The 19447-nt window shown below is 72.3% G+C and carries 17 protein-coding genes and 1 pseudogene; 14 read left to right on the forward strand and 4 right to left on the reverse strand.

What is annotated here, in order from left to right; translation table 11 throughout:
* The 4 genes from AB0K07_RS03915 to AB0K07_RS03930 are packed head-to-tail and all read left to right on the forward strand — an operon-like array spanning position 1 to position 6081.
* Positions 1–918, forward strand: a complete 918-nt coding sequence (locus AB0K07_RS03915; RefSeq protein WP_363750759.1) for a sugar ABC transporter permease — start codon at positions 1–3, stop codon at positions 916–918.
* Positions 918–1739, forward strand: a complete 822-nt coding sequence (locus tag AB0K07_RS03920) for a carbohydrate ABC transporter permease (protein WP_363750761.1) — start codon at positions 918–920, stop codon at positions 1737–1739. Before AB0K07_RS03915 ends, AB0K07_RS03920 begins: the two co-directional genes overlap by 1 nt.
* Positions 1736–3823 carry an alpha-galactosidase gene (locus AB0K07_RS03925; RefSeq protein WP_363750763.1) on the forward strand — a complete coding sequence of 696 codons (2088 nt, stop codon included), beginning with the start codon at positions 1736–1738 and terminating at the stop codon, positions 3821–3823. The genes AB0K07_RS03920 and AB0K07_RS03925 overlap by 4 nt, the downstream gene beginning before the upstream one ends.
* 47 nt (positions 3824–3870) lie before the next feature.
* On the forward strand, positions 3871–6081 hold the full coding sequence (locus AB0K07_RS03930; RefSeq protein ID WP_363750764.1) for a glycoside hydrolase family 27 protein: 2211 nt from the start codon (positions 3871–3873) through the stop codon (positions 6079–6081).
* Positions 6082–6249: 168 nt separating this feature from the next.
* Here the strand turns inward: AB0K07_RS03930 and AB0K07_RS03935 are convergent, their stop codons facing one another.
* Positions 6250–6729 (reverse strand): helix-turn-helix domain-containing protein, encoded by a 480-nt coding sequence (locus AB0K07_RS03935; RefSeq protein WP_363750765.1) that lies wholly within the window; start codon positions 6727–6729, stop codon positions 6250–6252.
* 274 nt (positions 6730–7003) lie between these two features.
* Here AB0K07_RS03935 and AB0K07_RS03940 point away from each other — a divergent pair, with 274 nt between their 5' ends.
* Positions 7004–8485, forward strand: a complete 1482-nt coding sequence (locus tag AB0K07_RS03940; protein ID WP_363750766.1) for an MFS transporter — start codon at positions 7004–7006, stop codon at positions 8483–8485.
* A 51-nt stretch (positions 8486–8536) separates the two neighbouring features.
* On the opposite strand, the gene AB0K07_RS03945 is transcribed toward AB0K07_RS03940, so the two are convergent.
* On the reverse strand, positions 8537–9718 hold the full coding sequence (locus AB0K07_RS03945) for a low temperature requirement protein A (protein WP_363750767.1): 1182 nt from the start codon (positions 9716–9718) through the stop codon (positions 8537–8539).
* Between the two features lie 447 nt (positions 9719–10165).
* Between AB0K07_RS03945 and AB0K07_RS03950 the strand changes: the two genes are divergently transcribed.
* The 5 genes from AB0K07_RS03950 (at position 10166) to AB0K07_RS03970 (ending at position 15125) form a co-directional block, all read left to right on the forward strand.
* Positions 10166–10339 carry a hypothetical protein gene (locus AB0K07_RS03950; RefSeq protein WP_363750768.1) on the forward strand — a complete coding sequence of 58 codons (174 nt, stop codon included), beginning with the start codon at positions 10166–10168 and terminating at the stop codon, positions 10337–10339.
* Positions 10336–11340, forward strand: a complete 1005-nt coding sequence (locus tag AB0K07_RS03955) for a glycosyltransferase family 4 protein (protein WP_363750769.1) — start codon at positions 10336–10338, stop codon at positions 11338–11340. The genes AB0K07_RS03950 and AB0K07_RS03955 overlap by 4 nt, the downstream gene beginning before the upstream one ends.
* 112 nt (positions 11341–11452) lie before the next feature.
* Positions 11453–12589: a glycosyltransferase gene (locus tag AB0K07_RS03960; protein ID WP_363750770.1), complete on the forward strand. Its 1137-nt coding sequence runs from the start codon at positions 11453–11455 to the stop codon at positions 12587–12589.
* Positions 12586–13638: a glycosyltransferase gene (locus tag AB0K07_RS03965; RefSeq protein ID WP_363750772.1), complete on the forward strand. Its 1053-nt coding sequence runs from the start codon at positions 12586–12588 to the stop codon at positions 13636–13638. The genes AB0K07_RS03960 and AB0K07_RS03965 overlap by 4 nt, the downstream gene beginning before the upstream one ends.
* Positions 13635–15125 carry a glycoside hydrolase family 130 protein gene (locus AB0K07_RS03970; RefSeq protein ID WP_363750774.1) on the forward strand — a complete coding sequence of 497 codons (1491 nt, stop codon included), beginning with the start codon at positions 13635–13637 and terminating at the stop codon, positions 15123–15125. Before AB0K07_RS03965 ends, AB0K07_RS03970 begins: the two co-directional genes overlap by 4 nt.
* A 57-nt stretch (positions 15126–15182) precedes the next feature.
* Here AB0K07_RS03970 and AB0K07_RS03975 read toward each other — a convergent pair whose 3' ends face one another.
* Complete coding sequence (locus tag AB0K07_RS03975; RefSeq protein WP_363750775.1) at positions 15183–15983, reverse strand: SDR family oxidoreductase; 801 nt, start codon at positions 15981–15983, stop codon at positions 15183–15185.
* Positions 15984–16251: 268 nt separating this feature from the next.
* On the opposite strand from AB0K07_RS03975, the gene AB0K07_RS03980 reads away from it, so the two are divergent.
* Entirely contained in the window at positions 16252–16416 is a 165-nt protein-coding gene (locus AB0K07_RS03980) for a hypothetical protein (protein ID WP_363750776.1), read from the forward strand.
* A 43-nt stretch (positions 16417–16459) separates the two neighbouring features.
* On the opposite strand, the pseudogene AB0K07_RS03985 reads toward AB0K07_RS03980, so the two are convergent.
* Positions 16460–16711: pseudogene (locus AB0K07_RS03985) on the reverse strand (GNAT family N-acetyltransferase); the annotation flags it as partial.
* A 192-nt stretch (positions 16712–16903) separates the two neighbouring features.
* Between AB0K07_RS03985 and AB0K07_RS03990 the strand changes: the two are divergent.
* From AB0K07_RS03990 to AB0K07_RS04000, 3 genes are all read left to right on the forward strand, one after another.
* Complete coding sequence (locus tag AB0K07_RS03990; RefSeq protein WP_363750777.1) at positions 16904–17614, forward strand: siderophore-interacting protein; 711 nt, start codon at positions 16904–16906, stop codon at positions 17612–17614.
* Entirely contained in the window at positions 17611–17808 is a 198-nt protein-coding gene (locus tag AB0K07_RS03995; RefSeq protein ID WP_363750778.1) for a hypothetical protein, read from the forward strand. The genes AB0K07_RS03990 and AB0K07_RS03995 overlap by 4 nt, the downstream gene beginning before the upstream one ends.
* A 71-nt stretch (positions 17809–17879) precedes the next feature.
* The gene (locus tag AB0K07_RS04000) at positions 17880–19385 is read left to right on the forward strand and encodes an MFS transporter (protein WP_363750779.1); all 1506 of its coding nucleotides are present in this window, start codon (positions 17880–17882) and stop codon (positions 19383–19385) included.
* Positions 19386–19447: the final 62 nt, after the last annotated feature.

The following is a 19447-nucleotide window of genomic DNA, read 5'->3' on the forward strand; positions in this document are numbered from 1 at the left end:
GTGACAGCAACGATCTCCACGACTCCGGTCACCCCCACCCGGCGGCGGCGACGGTCGGCTCGACTGTCGCCGCTGCTGGTGGCGTTCGTCCTGGTGCCGTTCGCGGTGGAGAGCGTCTGGGTCTTCTGGCCGGCGCTCCAGGGCTTCTGGTTCTCCCTCACCCGCTGGGACGGGATGTCGCCGCCCACCTTCGTCGGCGTCGACAACTACGTCGAGATGGCCGGTGACGCCACCTTCCGCGGGGCGCTGCTCAACACGGTGATCTGGCTGGTGCTCTTCGGCGGCCTCTCCGTGCTGGGCGGCTTCGGCATGGCGCTGGTCCTGCAGAAGGAGCGGCGCGGGGTCGGCTTCTACCGGGCCGCGCTGTTCACCCCGGTGGTGTTCTCGCTGGTGGTGACCGCGCTGGTCTGGCGGGTCTTCTACCAGCCCGACGGCATCGCCGACACGCTGCTGCGGGCCGTCGGCCTGGAGCAGCTGATCCGGCCCTGGCTCGCCGACCCGCAGACCGCGCTGTACGCGGTGATCCTGCCCGCGCTGTGGCGGCAGATCGGCTACGTCATGGTGCTGTTCCTGGCCGGGCTGAAGGCGATCGACCCGGCGCTGCACGAGGCGGCCCGGATGGATGGCGCCAACTCCTGGCAGCGGCTGCGACACGTCACCATCCCCCAGCTCAAGGGGGTCAACGCCGTCGTGCTGTCGGTCATCGTGATCGACTCGCTGCGCTCGTTCGACATCGTCTGGTCGCTCACCAAGGGCGGGCCGTACCACTCGTCGGAGCTGCTCAGCACCTACATGTACTCGACCGCGTTCCAGAGCCTGCGGCTGGGCTACGCCTCCGCGATCGCCGTGGTGATCTTCGTGCTCGCGCTGGCCGTCATCCTCGGCTACCTGGTCCGCGCGTTCCGGGAGGAAGCGTGATGAACAAGCTCCGTACCGGGGGCTTCCACACCGGCATGATCCTGCTCTCGCTGCTCTGGCTGGGTCCGGTGATCTGGGTCGTGGTGATGTCCACCCGATCGTTCGACGACATCGCCGCGCACGGCGTGGGCAGCCTGCCCCGATCGTTCACCCTGGACACCTACCGGCAGGCCTGGACCGACGGCGGCGAGCTGCGCGCGTTGGTCAACAGCATGCTGGTCACCGTCCCGTCGGTGGCGTTGAGCCTGGGGCTGGCCGCGATGGCCGCGTTCGCGCTGAGTCGCTTCCGGATCCCCGGGCGGCGGACCATCCTGCTGCTGATGCTGGCCGGCAACCTGCTGCCACCGCAGATCCTGCTCATTCCGGTGGCCAAGTTCAGCGAGCTGACCGGCCTGTACGACACGCTCTGGGCGTTGATCGCGGTGCAGGTCGGCTTCGGGCTCGGCTTCTACACCTTCGTCCTGCACGGCTTCATGCGGGACCTGCCGGGCGAGATCCAGGAGGCGGCCACGATCGACGGCGCCGGCACCGCGCAGATCTTCACCCGGGTGATGCTGCCGCTGACCCGGCCCGCGCTGGCCGCTCTCGGGGCGCTCTCCTTCACCTGGATCTTCAACGACCTGCTCTGGGCGATCACCGTGCTGCGCACCGACGACAACATGCCGGTCACCCCGGCGCTGCTCGGCCTCCAGGGGCAGTTCGTCTCGTCCTGGAACGTCATCGCCGCCGGCACGGTCATCGCGGCCGTCCCGACGGTCGCGGTCTTCCTGCGCTTCCAGCGGCACTTCGTCTCCGGCCTGGCGCTCGGAGCGGTCAAGTGACCGCCGCGACGGGGCAGCGCTGGACGCTGCGCGGCGCGCACACCGAGTACACCGTGACCGTGCCCGCGCACGGCCGTTGGCTGGAGCTGGTCGCGTGGGGGCCGCACGGGGTCTCCGACGGGCCGTCCCCGGTCGCCTACGACGGGCCGGTGCCGTTCCTCACCGCCGGGGACGCCGCCCCCATCGAGTACGCCACGGACGCGGACCGCCCGTTCACCGGAGCCGACCTGGTCATCGAGACCTCGAACGGGCAGCGACGGGTGGGCTTCATACACACCGATGCGCGGGTCGACGCCGACCAGCGGGAGCTGGCGGTCGAGTTCGCCGACCCGGTCACCGGGCTGCGCGCCACCGTGCACTACCGGGTGCCGGCCGGCACCGACGTGGTGCAGCGGTGGGTCGAGCTGGCCAACGACGGCAGCGGTCCGCTGCGGATCGTCCGGGCCGGGTCGGCCGGGTTCTGCGTACCGACGCCGCACGGCGCGCTGCTCAGCCACCAGTGGGGGCAGTGGGAGCAGGAGTTCCAGCTCGCCCACGTCGAGCTGGGCCACGGCACGTTCAGCATCGGCAGCTCCCAGGGCGTACCCGGGCATCTGCACGTGCCCTGGCTGGCCGTCCGCGACACCGCCGAGCCGACCGGCCCGGCCTGGGCGGTGGCCCTGGCCTGGACCGGTTCGTGGGAGATCAGCGCCGAGCGGGACACCGGCGGTCTGACCCGCGTCCGCGCCGGGCGCCAGCTGGTCGACGGCCCGCTGGACCTGGCCCCCGGCGACCGGCTGACCCTGCCCGAGGTCACCGGGGCGTACAGCCCGGACGGCCTGGACGGCCTGGCCCGGGTCTGGCACACCCACCAGCGGCTGCTCGCCGGAGACCGGCTCACGCCCCGCCCGGTGCTCTACAACTCGTGGGAGGCCACCTACTTCGCGGTCGAGGCCAAGAGCCAGTTGGCGCTCGCCGAGATCGCGGCCGAGCTGGGCGTGGAGACGTTCGTGGTGGACGACGGCTGGTTCATCGGCCGTGACGACGACACCGCGGGGCTGGGTGACTGGATGCCGGACCCGGCGAAGTTCCCGGCCGGGTTCGACTCGTTCATCGCCGACGTCCGGGCGCTCGGGCTCAACTTCGGGCTCTGGGTCGAGCCGGAGTGCGTCAACCCGAAGTCGACCCTCTACGCCGAGCACCCGGAGTGGGTGTACTCCGTCGACGGCCGGCCGCTCACCCCGGTACGCAACCAGTACCTGCTCGACCTGGGCCGGCCGGAGGTCGCCGAGTTCGTCCACTCCACCGTGGACGGCCTGCTCCGCCGGTACGACATCGACTACCTGAAGTGGGACTTCAACCGGCCGCGTACCGAGCCGGGACGCCCCGGCGGGGCCGGTCCGTTCGACCTCGACGGCGCGCACGTGGCCAACCTGCACCGGATCTACGAGCGGCTGCGCCGAGACCACCCCGGCGTGCTCGTCGAGGCCTGTGCCGGCGGGGGCGCGCGGACCGACCTGGCGATGGCCGCCCGGGCCGACGTCTTCTGGCCCAGCGACAACACCGGCCCGCTGGACCGGCTGGCCATCCAGTACGGCTTCCTGCACGCCAACGCCCCGCACCTGCTCAGCTCCTGGGTCACCGACGCGCCCGGCCTGTTCGACCCGCGCCCACGAACGCTGGCGTTCCGGTTCGTGCTCGCGATGGCCGGCGTGCTCGGCATCGGCGCGGACATCCGGGCATGGACTCCCGCGCAGCGGGCCGAGGCGGCCGGCTGGATCGCCCGGTACAAGGAGATCCGGGACGTCGTCACGCGCGGCGCGGTGCACCTGATCGGTGGCCCCGACCAGGCCCGCTGCGCCGTGCAGTACACCGCGCCGGACGAGCGCCGGGTGGTCGTCCTGGCCTGGCACACCGGCCGACTCGACGGCGCCGGCCTGCTGCCGTCCCGCCCGGTCCGGCTGCCGCTGCGCGGCCTCGACCCGGCCGCCCGCTACCGGCACGGCGACCGGCACTACTCCGGCAGCCACCTCAGCACCTTCGGCCTGCCGGTGCACTGGAGCGCGACCCACGACGCCGACCTCATCGTGCTGCGCCGCGACTGAGGCCGGGGCACCACCACCCCACCCCCGAGGGACAGGAGTACCCCACGATGCGCCTGATCCGACCGCTGACCGTCGCCCTGGCCGTGCTCGGCCTGGGCCTGGTCGGCCCGGTGCCGGCCACGGCCGGCCCACCGCACACCGACCCACCCCGAGCCGGTGGCCCCGGCCGGCCCGGCCACGCCCCGGCCGCCACCGGCGCCGAGGACCAGGGTGCGCCGACCTTCTTCAACAGCGGGCTCGCCCCGACGCCCTACCAGGGCTGGAACACCTACTTCGGTCTCGGTGGCGATCCCACCGAGGCCGAGGTCAGGTCGGTCACCGACTTCATGGTCAGCAGCGGCCTGCGGGACGCCGGCTACACCTACGTCTGGATCGACGGCAACTGGGCCGCGCCCACCCCGCGCGACGAGGCCGGCAAGCTCGTCGCCGACCCGGCCCGGTTCCCCGGTGGGATGCCCGCGCTGGCCGCGTACATCCACAGCAAGGGGATGAAGGCCGGCATCTACACCGACGCCGGGCCGTACCTGCCGGGCCAGTGTGGGCTCGGCAGCAACGGCCACTACCAGGCCGACATCGCCCAGTTCGCCGGCTGGGGCTTCGACGCGCTCAAGGCCGACTGGCTCTGCGGACGCGCCGCGGGCCTCGACCCGGAGAGCACGTTCCGAGAGCTCGCCGAGGCGGTACGCCGGTCGCCCCGGCCGATGCTGCTCAACATCTGCAACCCGGTCAGCTCCGACTGGGGCGGCGGCCCGTACACACCGGAGCAGCTCTCCACCTGGACCTACACGTACGCGCCCACCGTCGCCGACTCCTGGCGGACCTACACGGACGTCGGGCTCACCGACCCGACGCCGCAGTGGGCGTTCCCGTGGGTGCTGCGCAACATGGACGTCAACGCGTACCACCCGGCGGCCACCGGGCCGGGGCACTACAACGACCCGGACTACCTGCTGCCGATGCGTCCGCTGCCCGGCGGCGGGTACGAGCTGAGCCTGGAGGAGTCCAAGACGCAGCTCGGCATGTGGTCCATCATGGCCGCGCCGCTGGTGATCGGCTCCGACCCGCGGGGCCTGCCCAGCGAGATGATCTCGGCGCTGACCAACCCCGAGATCATCGCGGTGAACCAGGACCGGCTGGTCCGGCAGGGCGTCAAGGTCGCCGACACCGGGGTCGACGCGCAGGTCTGGAGCAAGGTGCTCACCGGCTCGGGCCGGCGGGCCGTCGCGCTGCTCAACCGGCACGACACCGCCCAGGAGATCACGGTCAACTTCGCCGACGTCGCGCTCGGCGGGCCGGTCGCGGTCCGCGACCTGTGGGCCCGCACCACCGTCGACGCTCAGCCGGGCACCGCCGGCGTGCAGCCGTTCACCGGCTCGTACACCGTCCAGGTCCCCGCGCACGGGGTGGCCATGCTCGGCCTGACCGGCACCGACCAGGTCGCCGGCGCCGACCTCGGCGGCACCGCCAGCGCCAGCCCGGCGCTGGTCCGGGTGGACGACACGCACGCCACCGCCTTCGTTCGCGACGCGCAGGGAGGGTTGGCGGTCAACACCCGCTCCGGCGCGACGTGGGGTACCCGCTGGACCTCGCTCGGTGGTCCGGTCGGCGGTCGGATCCTCGGCCAGCCGGCGGCGTACGGCTCGGCGGGCGGCCGGCTCGACGTCTTCGTCCGCGGCACCGACAACGCGGCCTGGCAGCGCAGTTACACCGCCGGGAAGTGGGGGCCGTGGCGCAGCCTCGGCGGCACGTTGACCGACGGGCCCACGGTGGCCTGGACCAGCCCGACCCAGTGGACGCTGGTCGCCCGTGGTGCCGACGGCAAACTCTGGTCGCGGACCCCGAGCACCGGCTGGACGGGCATCGGCGCACCCGAGGACCGGCCGATCTACGGCCGGCCGAGCGCCGTCGTCGACGACGCCGGCGGGCTGCACGTGGCGGTCCGCAGCCGGACCGACGAGGTGTGGTGGAGCAGCCGCACCGGCACCACCTGGTCGGCCTGGACCAGCCTGGGTGGCACCACCAGCGGCAGCCCGACGCTGCTCGCCACGGCCGGCCGGGTCTACCTGTTCTCGCTGGCCGCCGACAACCGGCTCTGGCAGCGCAACCTGACCGATGGCGCGTGGGGCGGCTGGTTCCGTCGTGGCGAGTTCGCCACCGACGCGTTCCGGGGCGCACCGGGTGCCGCGGCCGGCGCCAACGGCAGCGCCTGGCTGGCGGTACGCGGCGTGGACGACCGGGTGCACCAGATCGTCCTCTGATCCACGGCGGCGTGTCGCCGGCGGCTCCACCCGCCGGCGACACGCCATCCGCACGACCCCGCCCAGCTCAGGCCGGGACGAGTTCCCGGCACCGGTGCAGGATGGCCCGGGCGAGCGGTGCTTCCCGACCCTCGATGCCGGCCTCCAGTTCGGCCACCGCCTCCGCGGTCACCCGAGCCGGATCAGGCCCGGCCCGGCGACGATGTCGGTCTCGTTCTCCTTCACGTCGTGGCCGGCTTCGCAGCGCAGCACCGCGCGGATCCGCTCGCCGCAGCCGCGGTGGGTGACGAGTAGGCCGGGGCCGGTTTCGTCGGCGGCCCAGGTGTCGCCCCAGTTGCGCAGCGCGGTGACGACGGGCAGCAGCTCGCGTCCCTTGAGGGTGAGCTGGTACTCGTGGCGGGTGCGCTGCCCCGGCTCCCGGTAGGGGATCCGTTCGAGCAGGCCGGCGGCGACCAGCTCCTTGAGCCGGGCCGCCATCGCGGGCTCGCCGACCCCGACCCGACGGACGAAGTCGTCGAAACGGCGCGTACCGAGCAGTGCCTCGCGCATGATCAACATGGTCGACCTGCTGCCCACGATGTCCATCGCGCGGGCGACCGAGCAGTTCGCCATCGACCACGAGTCGCGGTCGTCCCGTAGATCCGCCATGCCGCCAGCGTACGACCTGACTTGCGCAACCGCTAGTCAGGTGCTTCACTGGGTGCTGGCTTCGCCATGTATAAGTCAGCCGTCGTCCAGCCGGTGCCGCCTGATCGGTGCCGTCCGCTTCCGCGCCGTCGCCGCGACCTCGGGACCTGCGCGAACCGAACCCCTAGGACACTTTGTGACCGACCAGCGCACCACGGCCCCGACCGGATCGGCACGCCCGCCGCAGGCGAGCGTCGCGGCCACCGCGCGCCCATCCGCTCGTGGTTCCCGGGCCGTGACCCTGATCGCCATGTGCCTGGGCGCGATGATCACGTTCCTCCAGATCACCGCGACCGTTTCCGCCCTGACCACCATCCAGCGGGACCTGGGCGTCGACCCGACCACGCTGATCTGGATTCCCAGCGCCTACACCCTGGTGGTGGCGAGCCTGGTGCTGTCCGCCGCGACCTTGGGCAACCGGTACGGGCGCAAGCGGATGTTCGGCGCCGGCGTCATCGCCATGATCGTTGGCGGTGCGGTCGTGGCCGGAGCCCCCACGGTGGCCTCGGTGATCGCCGGGCAACTGGTGGCGGGCCTCGGCGGGGCCCTGATCCTGCCGAACAGCCTGGCGATCCTCGGCGCGACCTTCACCGACCCGCACCGGCGCACCGAGGTCATCACCGCCTGGTCGGCCGCCTCCGGCATCGGCCTCGCGGTGGGCCCGCTGATCGCCGGCGCCCTGCTGCGGCACCACCACTGGCACAGCGTCTACCTGTCGACGATCGTTCTGGGCGTGGTCACCCTCGTCGTGGCCGCGGTCGGGGTGGCCGAGTCCCGACAGGGCGCGGGCCGTCTCGACGTGCCCGGCCTGCTGCTCGGCACCGTCGCCATCGCCGCCGCCGTCTACGCCATGATCAGGGGCGGCCGGGACGGCTACACCAGCCCGGTCGTCGCGACGACCTGGATCGTCTCCGCCGCAGCGCTGGTCGGGTTCGTGCTGGTCGAGCTGCGTACCAGCGCGCCGATGCTCGACGTACGGCTGTTCCGGTCCGCGTCGTTCAGCGCCGTCATGGTCGTCGCCGCGGTGTCCCTGTTCGGCTTCACCGGCGTGGCGATCCTGCTCGTCCTGTTCCACGAGCGTGCTCAGGCGCTCAGCCCGCTGGACACCGGCTGGAGGATGCTGGTGCTCTTCGGTGTCTACGCGGTCGTCGCCTTCGCCGCCGGACGGACGATCCGCCGCACCGGGTTCAAGGCGCCCCTCACCGCTGGTCTCCTCCTCGGCGCCCTGGCCAGCTTCGGTCTCGCCGCCCAGGGCCCGGCCACCCCGTTCGACCAGCGCTGGCCGCTGCTCGCGCTGTTCGGCGCGGCCAGTGCCCTGGTCGTGGCCCCGGCGACCGCGGCGGCGATGGCCAGCGTCGCGCCCGCCCAGGCGGGCATGGCCTCCGGCGCGGTCAACGCCGCCCGCCAGGTCGGCTCGGTGCTCGGCTCGTCCCTGCTGGGCACGCTGCTCACCACCACGATGCTGGCCGACCTGCCCGACCGGCTCGCCGCCCACCAGGTGGGCGAGCCCACCCGGTCGGCCGTGCAGTCGGCCGTGGTGGCCGGCGGCACCGGAGACCAGGCGCTGCCCGAGCCGGTCCGGTCGGCGCTCGCCGAGGCACTGACCGCCGGCGTGCAGGCCGGGCTGCGGGTCAACGGCATCGTCTTCCTCGTGACCGCCGTGCTCGCCCTCGCCCTCGTCCGCAACCGGCCGCACCAGCAACAGGGCAGCTACTGAGCAGGGCCAGCGGCGGGGATGTAGTGCTGGAGCCCGGAAGCCGATCCCGGTTCACGTGGAGGGCGCCGCTGGCTCGGGCGGGTTCCCGTGGGCCCGGACCCCGTCCGAGACGGCGACCCCGGCGAGTACGAGAGTTGCGGTGAGACCAGCCACCAGTGCGGGCGTAAAGACCAGAGCGGGTCCCGCGACCACCAGCACGAGCAGCGCGACCAGTCGGGACGGCGACACCCGGCTGAACACCTCGTACTCGAATCGGGCGCGTCCGGCCAGGAACAACGCGGGCCCGCCGAGGATGACGCCGGCAAGCCAGGGCGTCGTCTGCTCGGTGGGGTGGGCGATGACGACTTCGAGACCGGCGGCGGTGGCGACCACGCCGGCCACCATGAGCAGGTGGGTGTAGGGCGCGGACCGAACGAACCCGCCCGGATCCCGGGATGCCTCGATGGCAGCCTGTAGCAGGGCGCCGGCGCGGTGGACGTAGATCTGCCACAGCAGCACGGTGGCGGCGAAGCCGACCAGGAGCGCCACCGTGCGAACGGTCGTCACGTCGTTGTCGGCGTAGGTCAGCGTGGTGACGAGGATGAGGTCACCGAGGGCGAGAGTGAAGAACTGCTGGTAGCGCTCCGCCAGGTGATCGGCTGCCACCACGTACTCGGGCATGGGTACCCGGCCGAGCCGCGGGGTGGGGTAGCGGAGCCAGGCCGCCCCGTAGTCGATGGCGAGCGCAGCGGCCCACAGCAGGCCCCGCGCCGGGCCTGCCACGAGACCGCCGGCGAGCCACGGTACGGCGGACACGACGAACCAGAAGATGAACCGGCTGGGGGGTAGCCGTTCCGCGCGGTTGTGCGGCGCGGCGATGAGGAAGACGCCACGTCCCACCTGGATCGCCACGTACGTGCCCGCGAAGAGCAGCGCATGCGCGGCGAAGGCTCCGGGCAGTGAGCCCGCCATCAGGATGGTTCCGAGCATGACCCACAGCGTCGTGACGAGGACGGGGGGTCGCTGTGCGTGGTAGAGGTCCGTTGCCAGCGCGGTGGCGGACCAGACCCACCAGATCGCCATCAGCAGCAGCAGGGCCTGGAAGCCCCCGACCCAGTCGAGACGCTGCGCCAGGGTTCGTGACGTCAGGGCGAGCGCTGCGACGAACGCCAGATCGAGAAACAGTTCCAGCAGGGTGGCCCGCTGGGGCCCCTCGTCCCTACGGGTCAGCCCTACCGCTTGATCGGTCGTCATCGGGTGCCCGTCTACTGACTCCGAGGTCCGGTGGGACTCGAGAGCGGCTTGCGACAGGGAGAACGGGCCGAGTCGTATGCGGCAGGAAAGCCCTGGTTGATGCTACGGGAGCGCCCAGCCGTAGTTGGGACAAAGGGCAGGTTCCGGCGCGCCCGGCCACCGTGCGGGTGCAGCTCCACAGGGCGAGGGCGTACGGTGAACATGTCGCCCGGGCCCCCGGTGGCCGCCAGATGCCGTCGCCACCAGCCCATGAGGGGCGTTAACGATCGTCATCCCCATCGCCGCGAGGTGCTGGTCGTGTTGGTTCATCGCCGACCACGTCCGGCCGTCGGATTCACCGGTCAGCGCAATTCGGGTTCGGCGCGATGGCCGGTGGTGGATTCGGGCCCGTTCACACCGTCGTCCGCGAGCATGATCGTTCCGGACGGCTCAAGCAGGGAGCACCAGATGAGGATTGCCAGGCACAGGATCGTCAGCGCACTTCGCGACCGGGGCCAGCAGGCCAGGGCCGACTGGGTCGAGCGCGAGCTGCCGGAGCGGGTTGACCCCGCCAAGCACTCCGGCCTGCTCGCCACCCTGCATCTCGACCCGGCTGACCTCGTCGACGCGCCCTCTCCGTGAGGGTGGCGCTGCTCGGACCAGTCGCCTGGCGCACACCTCCGCACCACTACGGCCCCTGGGAGCAGGTGACCGGTCTGCTCGCCGAGGGGCTGGCCAGCCGGGGCGTCGACGTGACTCTCTTCGCGACGCTGGACTCGGTCACCTCGGCCAAGCTGGACGGCATCTGCCCCCGCGGATACGCGGACGACCCGGCCATGGACGGCCGGGTGTGGGAGGCGATGCACGTCGCCTACGCGCTGGCCCGCTCAGCGCAGTTCGACCTGGTGCACAGCCACCTCGACTGGCTGCCGCTGGCCTTCGCGGAACACTGTCACGCTCCGCTGCTCACCACCGTTCACGGCTTCTCCGGCGCGGGAATCCTGCCCGCCTATGCCCGGGCCCGCTCGTCCTACGTGTCGATCTCCGACGCCGACCGGTCCCCGGAGCTCGACTACCTCGCCACGGTGCAGCACGGCGTGGACCTCACCGGGTTGCCGTTCACCAGCGATGCCGGCGCCGGACTGGCGGCCTTCGGCCGGATCCATCCCGACAAGGGCACCCACACCGCCATCGAGATCGCCCGCCTCGCCGGCCGGCCCCTGACCATCTGCGGCATCGTGCAGGACGAGCGGTACTTCGTCGAGCAGGTGGCCCCGCACATCGACGGTGACCAGGTCGTCTTCCTCGGATCGGTCGGTCCCCGCCGCCGTGCGGAGGTGCTGGGCGCCAGCACCGCCCTGCTGCATCCGATCGCCTTCGACGAACCGTTCGGACTGTCGGTCGTGGAGTCGATGGTCTGCGGCACTCCGGTTGTCGCGTACGCGCGGGGGTCCATGTCGGAGGTCGTCGACGACGGTGTGACGGGGTTCCTCGTCCACACCGTCGAGCAGGCCGTCGACGCGGTGACCCGGGCCGCCGGCCTCGACCGCGAAGGTTGCCGGGCGCGGGCTCAGCAGCGCTTCAGCGCGGACCGGATGGTCACCGAGTATCTCGACGTCTACGACCGCCTCATCCGCAGCTGAACCGTCTCGAATCCGTTCCGCCGGTCACACACGCTGACCGGTGTGCGCCGTCACGCGTGAGGTTCGTCCCTGGTTCTCCCGGGGCGGCCGACAACCGGAAGGCCCGACACCCATGCCCAGCTACGGATTCCTCAGCACCCACCCACCGACCCGGTGTGGGCTTGCCACCTTCAACTCGGCCCTCGCTGCGCAGTTGACCGCCGACGGCGCGCACGGCGGCATCGTGCGGGTCACGGACCACGGCGATGACCAGCGGCCCGGGCCCGGGGTGGTGCACACCTGGTCGGCGCACACCCCGGCCGGCTGGCGGGACGCCGCCGCGGTCCTGAACACCTTTGACGTGGCCATCGTCCAGCACGAGTACGGCATCTACCCCGGCGACGACGGCGAGGACGTCCTCCCGCTGCTGCGCCGGCTCACCGTGCCGAGCATCGTGGTCCTGCACACCGTGCTCCGCCAGCCCTCCGCCCGGCAGAAGTCCCTGCTGGAGCAGATCGTCGCCACCGCCGGTGCGGTCGTCACGATGACCGACACCGCCCGTGACCGGCTGCTCGTCGGCTACGCCGTGTCGCCGGGCAAGGTCACGGTCATCCCGCACGGCGCCGCCGAGCACGTCGGCGTACACGTCGACCGACGTGCCCGCCCACACCTGTTGACCTGGGGGCTGCTCGGTCCGGGCAAGGGCATCGAGTGGTCGTTGCGGGCCCTCGCTCGGTTGCAGGACCTGGAACCGACACCCACCTACACCGTCGCGGGCCGGACCCACCCCAAGGTGATCGAGCACCAGGGCGAGACGTACCGGTCGGGGCTGCACCGGCTCGGTGCGCAACTGGGCATCGCGCACGCCGTGGACTACCAGGACGTCTACCACGACCTTGAGGCACTGGGCCGGTTGATCCGCTCCGCCGACGTGGTCGTGCTGCCGTACGACTCCCGCGAACAGGTCACCTCCGGCGTGCTCATCGAGGCGGTGGCCGCCGGGGTGCCCGTGGTGGCCACCGCGTTCCCGCACGCCGTCGAGCTGCTCACCGGCGGACCCGGTCTCGTGGTACCCCACCAGGATCCGGCGGCGCTGGCCGCGGCGATCCGGCGGATCCTGATCGAGCCGGGTCTGACCGCCCGACTGGCCGGCCGCGTCCGGCCGCTGGCCGCGCATCTGCGCTGGCCGGCGGTGGCGGCCCGGTACGGCACGCTCGCCGAGCGGCTCACTGAGGCCCGCCCGGCCGTCGTCGGCGCGGCGTCGGCGTGACCGCGACCACCGGCCGCCCGAGCGTGCCGGCCGGCAGACGCTGGGTGGCGGCGCCCGCGCCGAGTTTCGCGCACCTGAGCCGGCTGAGCGACGACACCGGCCTGTTCGAGCACGCGCGGCACGCCATCGTCCGCCGCGAGCACGGCTACTGCACCGACGACGTGGCCCGCGGTCTGGTCGTCACCAGTCGCGAGCCGGAGCCGACGGAGGAGGTGCTCCGGCTCGCGGAGCGCTACCTCGCCTTCCTGACCCACGCGCAGGATGCCAGCGGCGCCTTCCACAACCGGCTCGGGTACGACCGGCGGTGGACCGACGAGCCCGGGCTCGGCGACTGGTGGGGCCGGGCGCTGTGGGGGCTGGGCACCGCCGTTGCCCGTAGCCCCGCCGCCTGGGTACGGGAGGAGGCGCTGGTTGCCTTCAGCCGGGGTGCCACGCGACGCTCCCCGGCCCCGCACGCGATGGCCTTCGCCGGGCTCGGCGCGGCCGAGGTGCTGCGCCGACACCCGGGTCACGTCGCCGCGGCCACGTTGCTCAGGGACGCGGCCACCACGGTCGGCGCCCCCGGATCCGATCCGCGGTGGCCCTGGCCGCGGGAGCAGCTGACCTACGCCAACCCGGCCCTAGCCGAGGTGGTCATCGCCGCCAGCCAACTGCGCCACGACGGCCCGCCCCTCGACGACGGTCTGCGGATGCTGACCTGGCTGCGCACCGTTCAACTCCGCGACGGACGGCTGTCGGTCGTGCCCGCCAAGGGATGGCGGCACGGCGCGGTGCGACTCCACCATGACCAGCAGCCGATCGAGGTCGCCGCCCTCGCCGATGCCTGCGCCACAGCCGCCACGGTCACCGGCGACCCCGGCTGGGAGACGGGGATACGGCAGGCGGTCGGGTGGTTCCTCGGCGACAACGACCTCGGCACGCCGATGTGGGATCCGGCGACCGGCGGCGGCTACGACGGTCTGACCCCGCACGGACCCAACCTGAACCAGGGCGCCGAATCCACCCTCGCGCTCATCTCCACGCTGCAGCACGCCCGGCGGTGGTCGTGACCGGCATCCTGGCCGTCCGGCACGACCGCACACTCACCCCGGACGCACGCCGGGTCATCGTCAAGCTCTTCGTCCCGGGTGAGGACGCCGCGGTGGTACGCACCCGCGCGGGTGCGCTCGTCGACCGTGTGGCGCGCCTGGACGACGAGGAGACCGGCAGGCTGTTGCGGGACACCTTCGATCGTTTCGGCGCCCGGCACCGCGACCTGGCCGGTACGTTCCACCACCACTACGGCCTCGTCCGGCACCGCGCCGCCCGGGCCTGGGATCTCTCCCCCACCAGTCGGCTCCTGGTCGGCGCCTACTTCAGCCATGAGTACGCGGTCGAGTCCGCCGCCCTGTGCAACCCGTCGATGGTGGCCCACCCCGACCAGACCGGGCTGAGCGCCGGGCAGCTGCGCGTCGCGGTCAGTCTGCGCCAGATCGGCGAGGGCCACCTGTCCTCCATCGGCTTCGCCACCGCGGTCCTCGGACCCGGGCGTCAGCTCGTCGTCGCCGACCGGTCCGGTCTCCTGGCCGTTGGACAGCGGACGGGCGTACGGCACCGCCGGGACCTGCTCGTCGCCGGGCTGGCCGAGGAGGACGTCGACAACGAGGTCAGCGCCACGGTGCTGGACGCCCTGCCCGACCGGTATGACGAGGCCACCTTCGAGCGGGTGCTCGGCGACCTGCCAGCGGATCTGCTCTCCCGCAGCACCGGGATGGGCACACTCGAGCAACTGCGTCGCACCAACGCCGGCAGCTACGCCACGGCCTTCCCCGCCGACACGACTCTGCACGAACGGGTGCTCTGGCCGGCCACCCCGGCTGAGAGCAACGGCATGGAGGACGCCCGGTTCGTCCGGTTCGTCGACGAGTCCGGCCCGGTGTACCGGGCCACCTACACCGCGTACGACGGCCGGACCATCGCCACCCGGGCGCTGGCCAGCAGCGACCTGCGCCGTTTCGAAATGACGCCGATGCGCGGGCCGGGTGCCCGCAACAAGGGGATCGCGCTGTTCCCCCGTACCGTCGGCGGCCGGCACCTGGCTCTCTGCCGCGCCGACGGTGAGACCATCGGTCTCACCGTCCTGGACGGCGACAACCGCTGGCAGGCCCCGGTCCCGGTGCACGCCCCGCGGGACAGTTGGGAGTTGATCCAGGTCGGCAACTGCGGGTCCCCCATCGAAACCAACGCTGGCTGGCTCGTGCTCACCCACGGTGTCGGGCCGATGCGCCGGTACGCCATCGGCGCGCTCCTGCTCGACCTGCACCGACCGGAGCGGGTCGTCGCGCACCTTCCCGGCGTGCTCCTGTCACCCGACCAGGGCGACCGGGACGGCTACGTACCCAACGTCGTCTACTCCTGCGGGGGGCTGATCCACGACGGCGAGCTGTGGCTGCCGTACGGGGCCAGTGACACCCGGGTCGGTTTCGCCACCGTGCCGGTCGCCGCCCTCCTCGCCGCGATGGTGGAATCCCGGCCACCGGACGGCAGGGCCGGATGAGGGCGCCATCGACCCGTGCCGTTCTGCGACGGAACGGGGCCGCGAGGGGCTGCTCGGTTACGGGATGATCGCGTCGACGTAGCCGCCGTCGACCCGGACCGCCGCGCCGGTCGTCGCGGAGGCCAGGGGAGAGGCGAGGTAGGTGACCATGTTGGCGATCTCCTCGGGCTCGATGAGGCGCTGAAGCAGGGACTGCGGCCGGTGCTGTCGCATGAACTCCCGCTGCGCCTCGTCCCACGGCAGGGTGTCGCCCATGAGTTCGGCGACGAAGTCCTCGACGCCGCCGGTGTGGGTCGGCCCCGCGAGCACCGAGTTGACGGTCACGCCCGTGCCGGCGGCTGCCTTCGCGAAGCCGCGTGAGACGCCGAGCAGCGCCGTCTTGGAGACGCCGTAGTGGATCATTTCGGCCGGGATCGCGACGGCGGAGTCGCTGGCGATGTACTGCACCCGCCCCCAGCCGCGCTCCATCATCCCGGGCAGGTAGGCCCGGGTCAGCCGGACGCCGGCCAGCACGTTCACCTCGAAGTAGCGACGCCACTCGTCATCCGAGATCTCCAGCGCCGGGTTGGGGCCGAAGACGCCGAGACTGTTGACGAGAATGTCGACGGTGGGCAGCAGTTCGAGGGTCCGTGCGGTGCCCTCGTCACTGGCCACATCGGCATCGATCTCGAGCACGTCGGCACCGGGGACCTCGTTGCGCAACGCCGCCGCCGCCCGCTGGACACTGGCGGCGGTACGGCCGTTGACCGCCACCCGCGCACCCGCGCGGGCGAGGCCGGCGGTGATGGCGGCACCGATCCCCTGGGTCGAACCGGTGACCAGCGCGGTCCTGCCGGCAAGATCGATGTGTACGGTCATGGCTGTCCTGTTCGTCGCGCACTTCCCGGGCCCTCCGGGTCGGGGGACCGCTTCCGGCAACCTCGACCGTAACGGTGCCGACCCGGGCCGGCGGCGTGAGTGGTGCGGACACCTTCGCCGCGCGAGGGAACGGAGGAGAGCGCTAGGCTGTCGGTGCGGGGTACCGATGGCCGATCGCCGGACCCGCCCATCCGCCTCCACGGCTCGTAGCCGCCGGTCACTGAGTCCAGCGCTGCCGTGCACATCTTTGGAGCACACCGTGCCCGATATGACGTTCGCCCTCAATCCCTTCGCCGCCGACGGGGACCGGGCTGTCGACCACGAGCACGGGCCGACCGTGGACGTCAGCGCGGCAACGATGACGCGCCTGCGTACGCCGTTCGCACCCGAGGACCCGGAGCACGAGACGACTGATCAGAGCGCACGAGGCTAGGCGCGCCGCCGGGCTGCGCCGGCACCTGCCGCCGAGGCGACGGTCAGGCCGACGTCGGGTGGTCCGACTCGAACCGCTCGCGGGTCAGGAAGGCGAGTTGGGCACGCTTGTCCGGCATGTCGATCTCGGAGCCGAAGGTGAAGCCCTCCACCTCCAGCCGGCGTAGCGCGAGGTCGTTGCGAACGTCCGGCTCGACGACGATCCGCCGTGCGGCCGGGTCCTGGAACAGGAAGCGCGCGAGTGCGGGGCCGACGGCGCTGGTGAGGCCCTGGGCGAGGCGCCGGTCGGGGCTGAGGGTGGTGAGGGGGCCCCGTGACCGGGTGAGGTCGTCGATGTGGTCGGCCCACGACCGGGCGCGTGCCCCCGGGGCATCGCGGCCGGCGTGGCTCATTCCCGCACTGCCCCGAACGAGGGAGACGCGTGTTCCGCCGGGTGTCAAGTTAGGTTACCCTCACCTAACGAAGGCTGACGTTACCTGGAGGGGTGCGTGAAACGGAACTGGGAGGCCCTGGTCCTCAAGGCCATGGGAGGCCGGGACTTTCGGTTGACCGTGCTGGGCACCGAGTCGGTCGACGGGCACTACCAGCGGCTGCTCCTGGACGGCGGCGGCCTGCTGGAGGAGTGCGGGTTGCACCCCACGATGTGGGTCCGGCTGTGGTTCGACAATGACGGTCGGGCGCACCAGCGCGCGTACACGCTGGTGGATCCCGATCCGGCGACCGGCCGGTTCAGCCTCGAATTCGCCGTCCACGACGGCTGCGCCGCACGCTGGGCCACCACCGCACAGATCGGCGACACCATCGGCGCCACCGTGCAGGGCAGCGCGTTCCGGCTGCCCGACCCCGCACCCGAGCACCTCTACCTCGTTGGTGACGCGGCGTCCCTGCCGGCGGTGAACAGCCTGCTCGACGCCAGCGCCGACATCCCGGCGACGGTCTGGCTGGAGTACGCCCACGAGGGCGAGAAGGCCCTCACACCGCGCGCCCGAACGCACCACGGCGTCACCTGGGTGCCTCGCCGCGACGACGGCCGACACCTGGTCGACACGGTCTGTGCCGCCCTGCCGCCCAGCGACGCGGCCCACTACTGGGTGGCCTGCGAGGCGGCCAGCACCCGCAGCATCATCCGGCACATCCGGCGGACCCTGAACGTCGACAAGGGACGGTTGACGTCCCTCGCGTACTGGAAAGCCGCATGACGGGTCGCCTCGGCACCCTGACCGCGCTGTACGTCACGCAGTATCTCGGCATCGGCTTCATCACCGTCGGGCTGACCGCCATCCTGCGCGACGGCGGCACCTCGCTGGACACCCTGGCGCTGCTGCAGATCGTCGGTCTGATCTGGCCCGTCAAGTTCCTCCGGGCGCCCATCCTCGACCGGGCAGTGGCGTGAGCTCCGGTGGCCGACGTGGGGCGGCCATTCCTGCGCCGAGGGTCGGCGCGCTGGCGGCTCAGCCCGCCACCGTGCGCACGGCACCGGCCCGACTGCCGCACCGGTGGTTGATCCTGGCCGTGCTCTGCGTCGTCCAGCTGGTCGTGGTGCTGGACAACACGGTGCTGACCGTGGCGGTGCCGGTGCTCACCACCGAGCTGGGCGCCAGCACCGCCGACGTGCAGTGGATGATCAACGCATACGCGCTGGTGCTGTCGGGTCTGCTGCTCACCGCCGGTAGCGCCGCCGATCGGTACGGACGCCGCCGGATGCTGCTCGCCGGCCTGGTCCTGTTCGGGCTCGGGTCGCTGGCCGCCGGTCTCTCCAGCACCAGCGGGCAGTTGATCGCCGCCCGGGCTGGGATGGGCATCGGCGGTGCGCTGCTGGTCACCTCCACCCTCGCGGTCGCCATGCAGGTGTTCGACGGTGCCGAACGGTCCCGGGCCATCGGCATCTGGGCTGCGACCAGCGCGTTGGGCTTCGCGGTCGGGCCACCGATCGGTGGCACCATCCTCGCCCACCTACCGTGGGGCGCCATCTTCCTGATGAACGTCCCCATCGTGCTGGTCTGCCTGGTGGTGGGCCGTGCGCTGATACCCGAGTCCCGCGACCCGTCCGGTGGCCGCCTCGACGTGCTCGGCGCGGTGCTCTCCACCACCGGGTTGACCGCGGTCGTCTGGTCGATCATCTCGGGGCCGGACCGGGGCTGGACGTCGGCGGAGGTGCTGGGCGCGGCAGCCGTCGGCGTACTCCTGCTCGGGCTCTTCGTCCGCTGGGAGCGGCAGACCCCGCATCCCATGCTGGACATGCACTTCTTCCGGGACCGGCGCTTCGTCGGCGCGATCTCCGGCGTCGTCCTGATCACGTTCGGCGCCACCGGCGCGCTGTTCCTGCTCACCCAGCACCTGCAGTTCGTCCGCGGCTACCCCGCCTGGGAGGCCGGCCTGCGGATGGCGCCCTTCGCTCTGTCCATCGTGCTGCTCAACGTCAGCGGCGTCGCCGCGGCCCTGATCCGTCGGCTCGGGCTGGCGGCGGCCATCGCCGTCGGCATGACACTCCTCTCGGGTGGCCTCGCGGTGGTCACCCTGGTCCCCTCCGACGGCTACGGGGTGTTGCTGGGTGGGTTGCTCGTCATGGGTGTGGGCTGCGCTCTGGCCAATCCGGCGATCGTCGAGGCGGTGATGAGCGCGATCCCGGCGGAGAAGGCCGGCGCCGGCGCGGGGGTCGACGGCACCATGACCGAGGTCGGTAGCAGCCTCGGCATCGCGGTGCTGGGCGCCGTGCTGAACGCCCGGTTCGCCGCCCTGCTGCCCGCCGCTCTGGCCGGTGCCGGCTCGTTCCCGGCGGCCCTCGCCGCCGCCCGCGAAGGGCCGGAACGGGAGGCCGTCACCGTCGCCTTCGCGTCGGCGCTGGAGACCGGGCAGACGGCGGGCGCCGCCGCGGTCCTGGTCGGTGGCCTGGTGGCCGCCGGCCTGCTGCGCCGGGCGCAGCGATCGGAGCCGGAGCGCGTCGTCGTGGTGACAGGGTCGGCGGGCTGACCCGAAGAACTGCACAGACCGCCGCATACCCTGATAATTAGGATAGGCTATCCTAATCGGGA

This window comes from Micromonospora sp. NPDC049301, from assembly GCF_040678715.1.
Lineage (GTDB): Bacteria > Actinomycetota > Actinomycetes > Mycobacteriales > Micromonosporaceae > Micromonospora.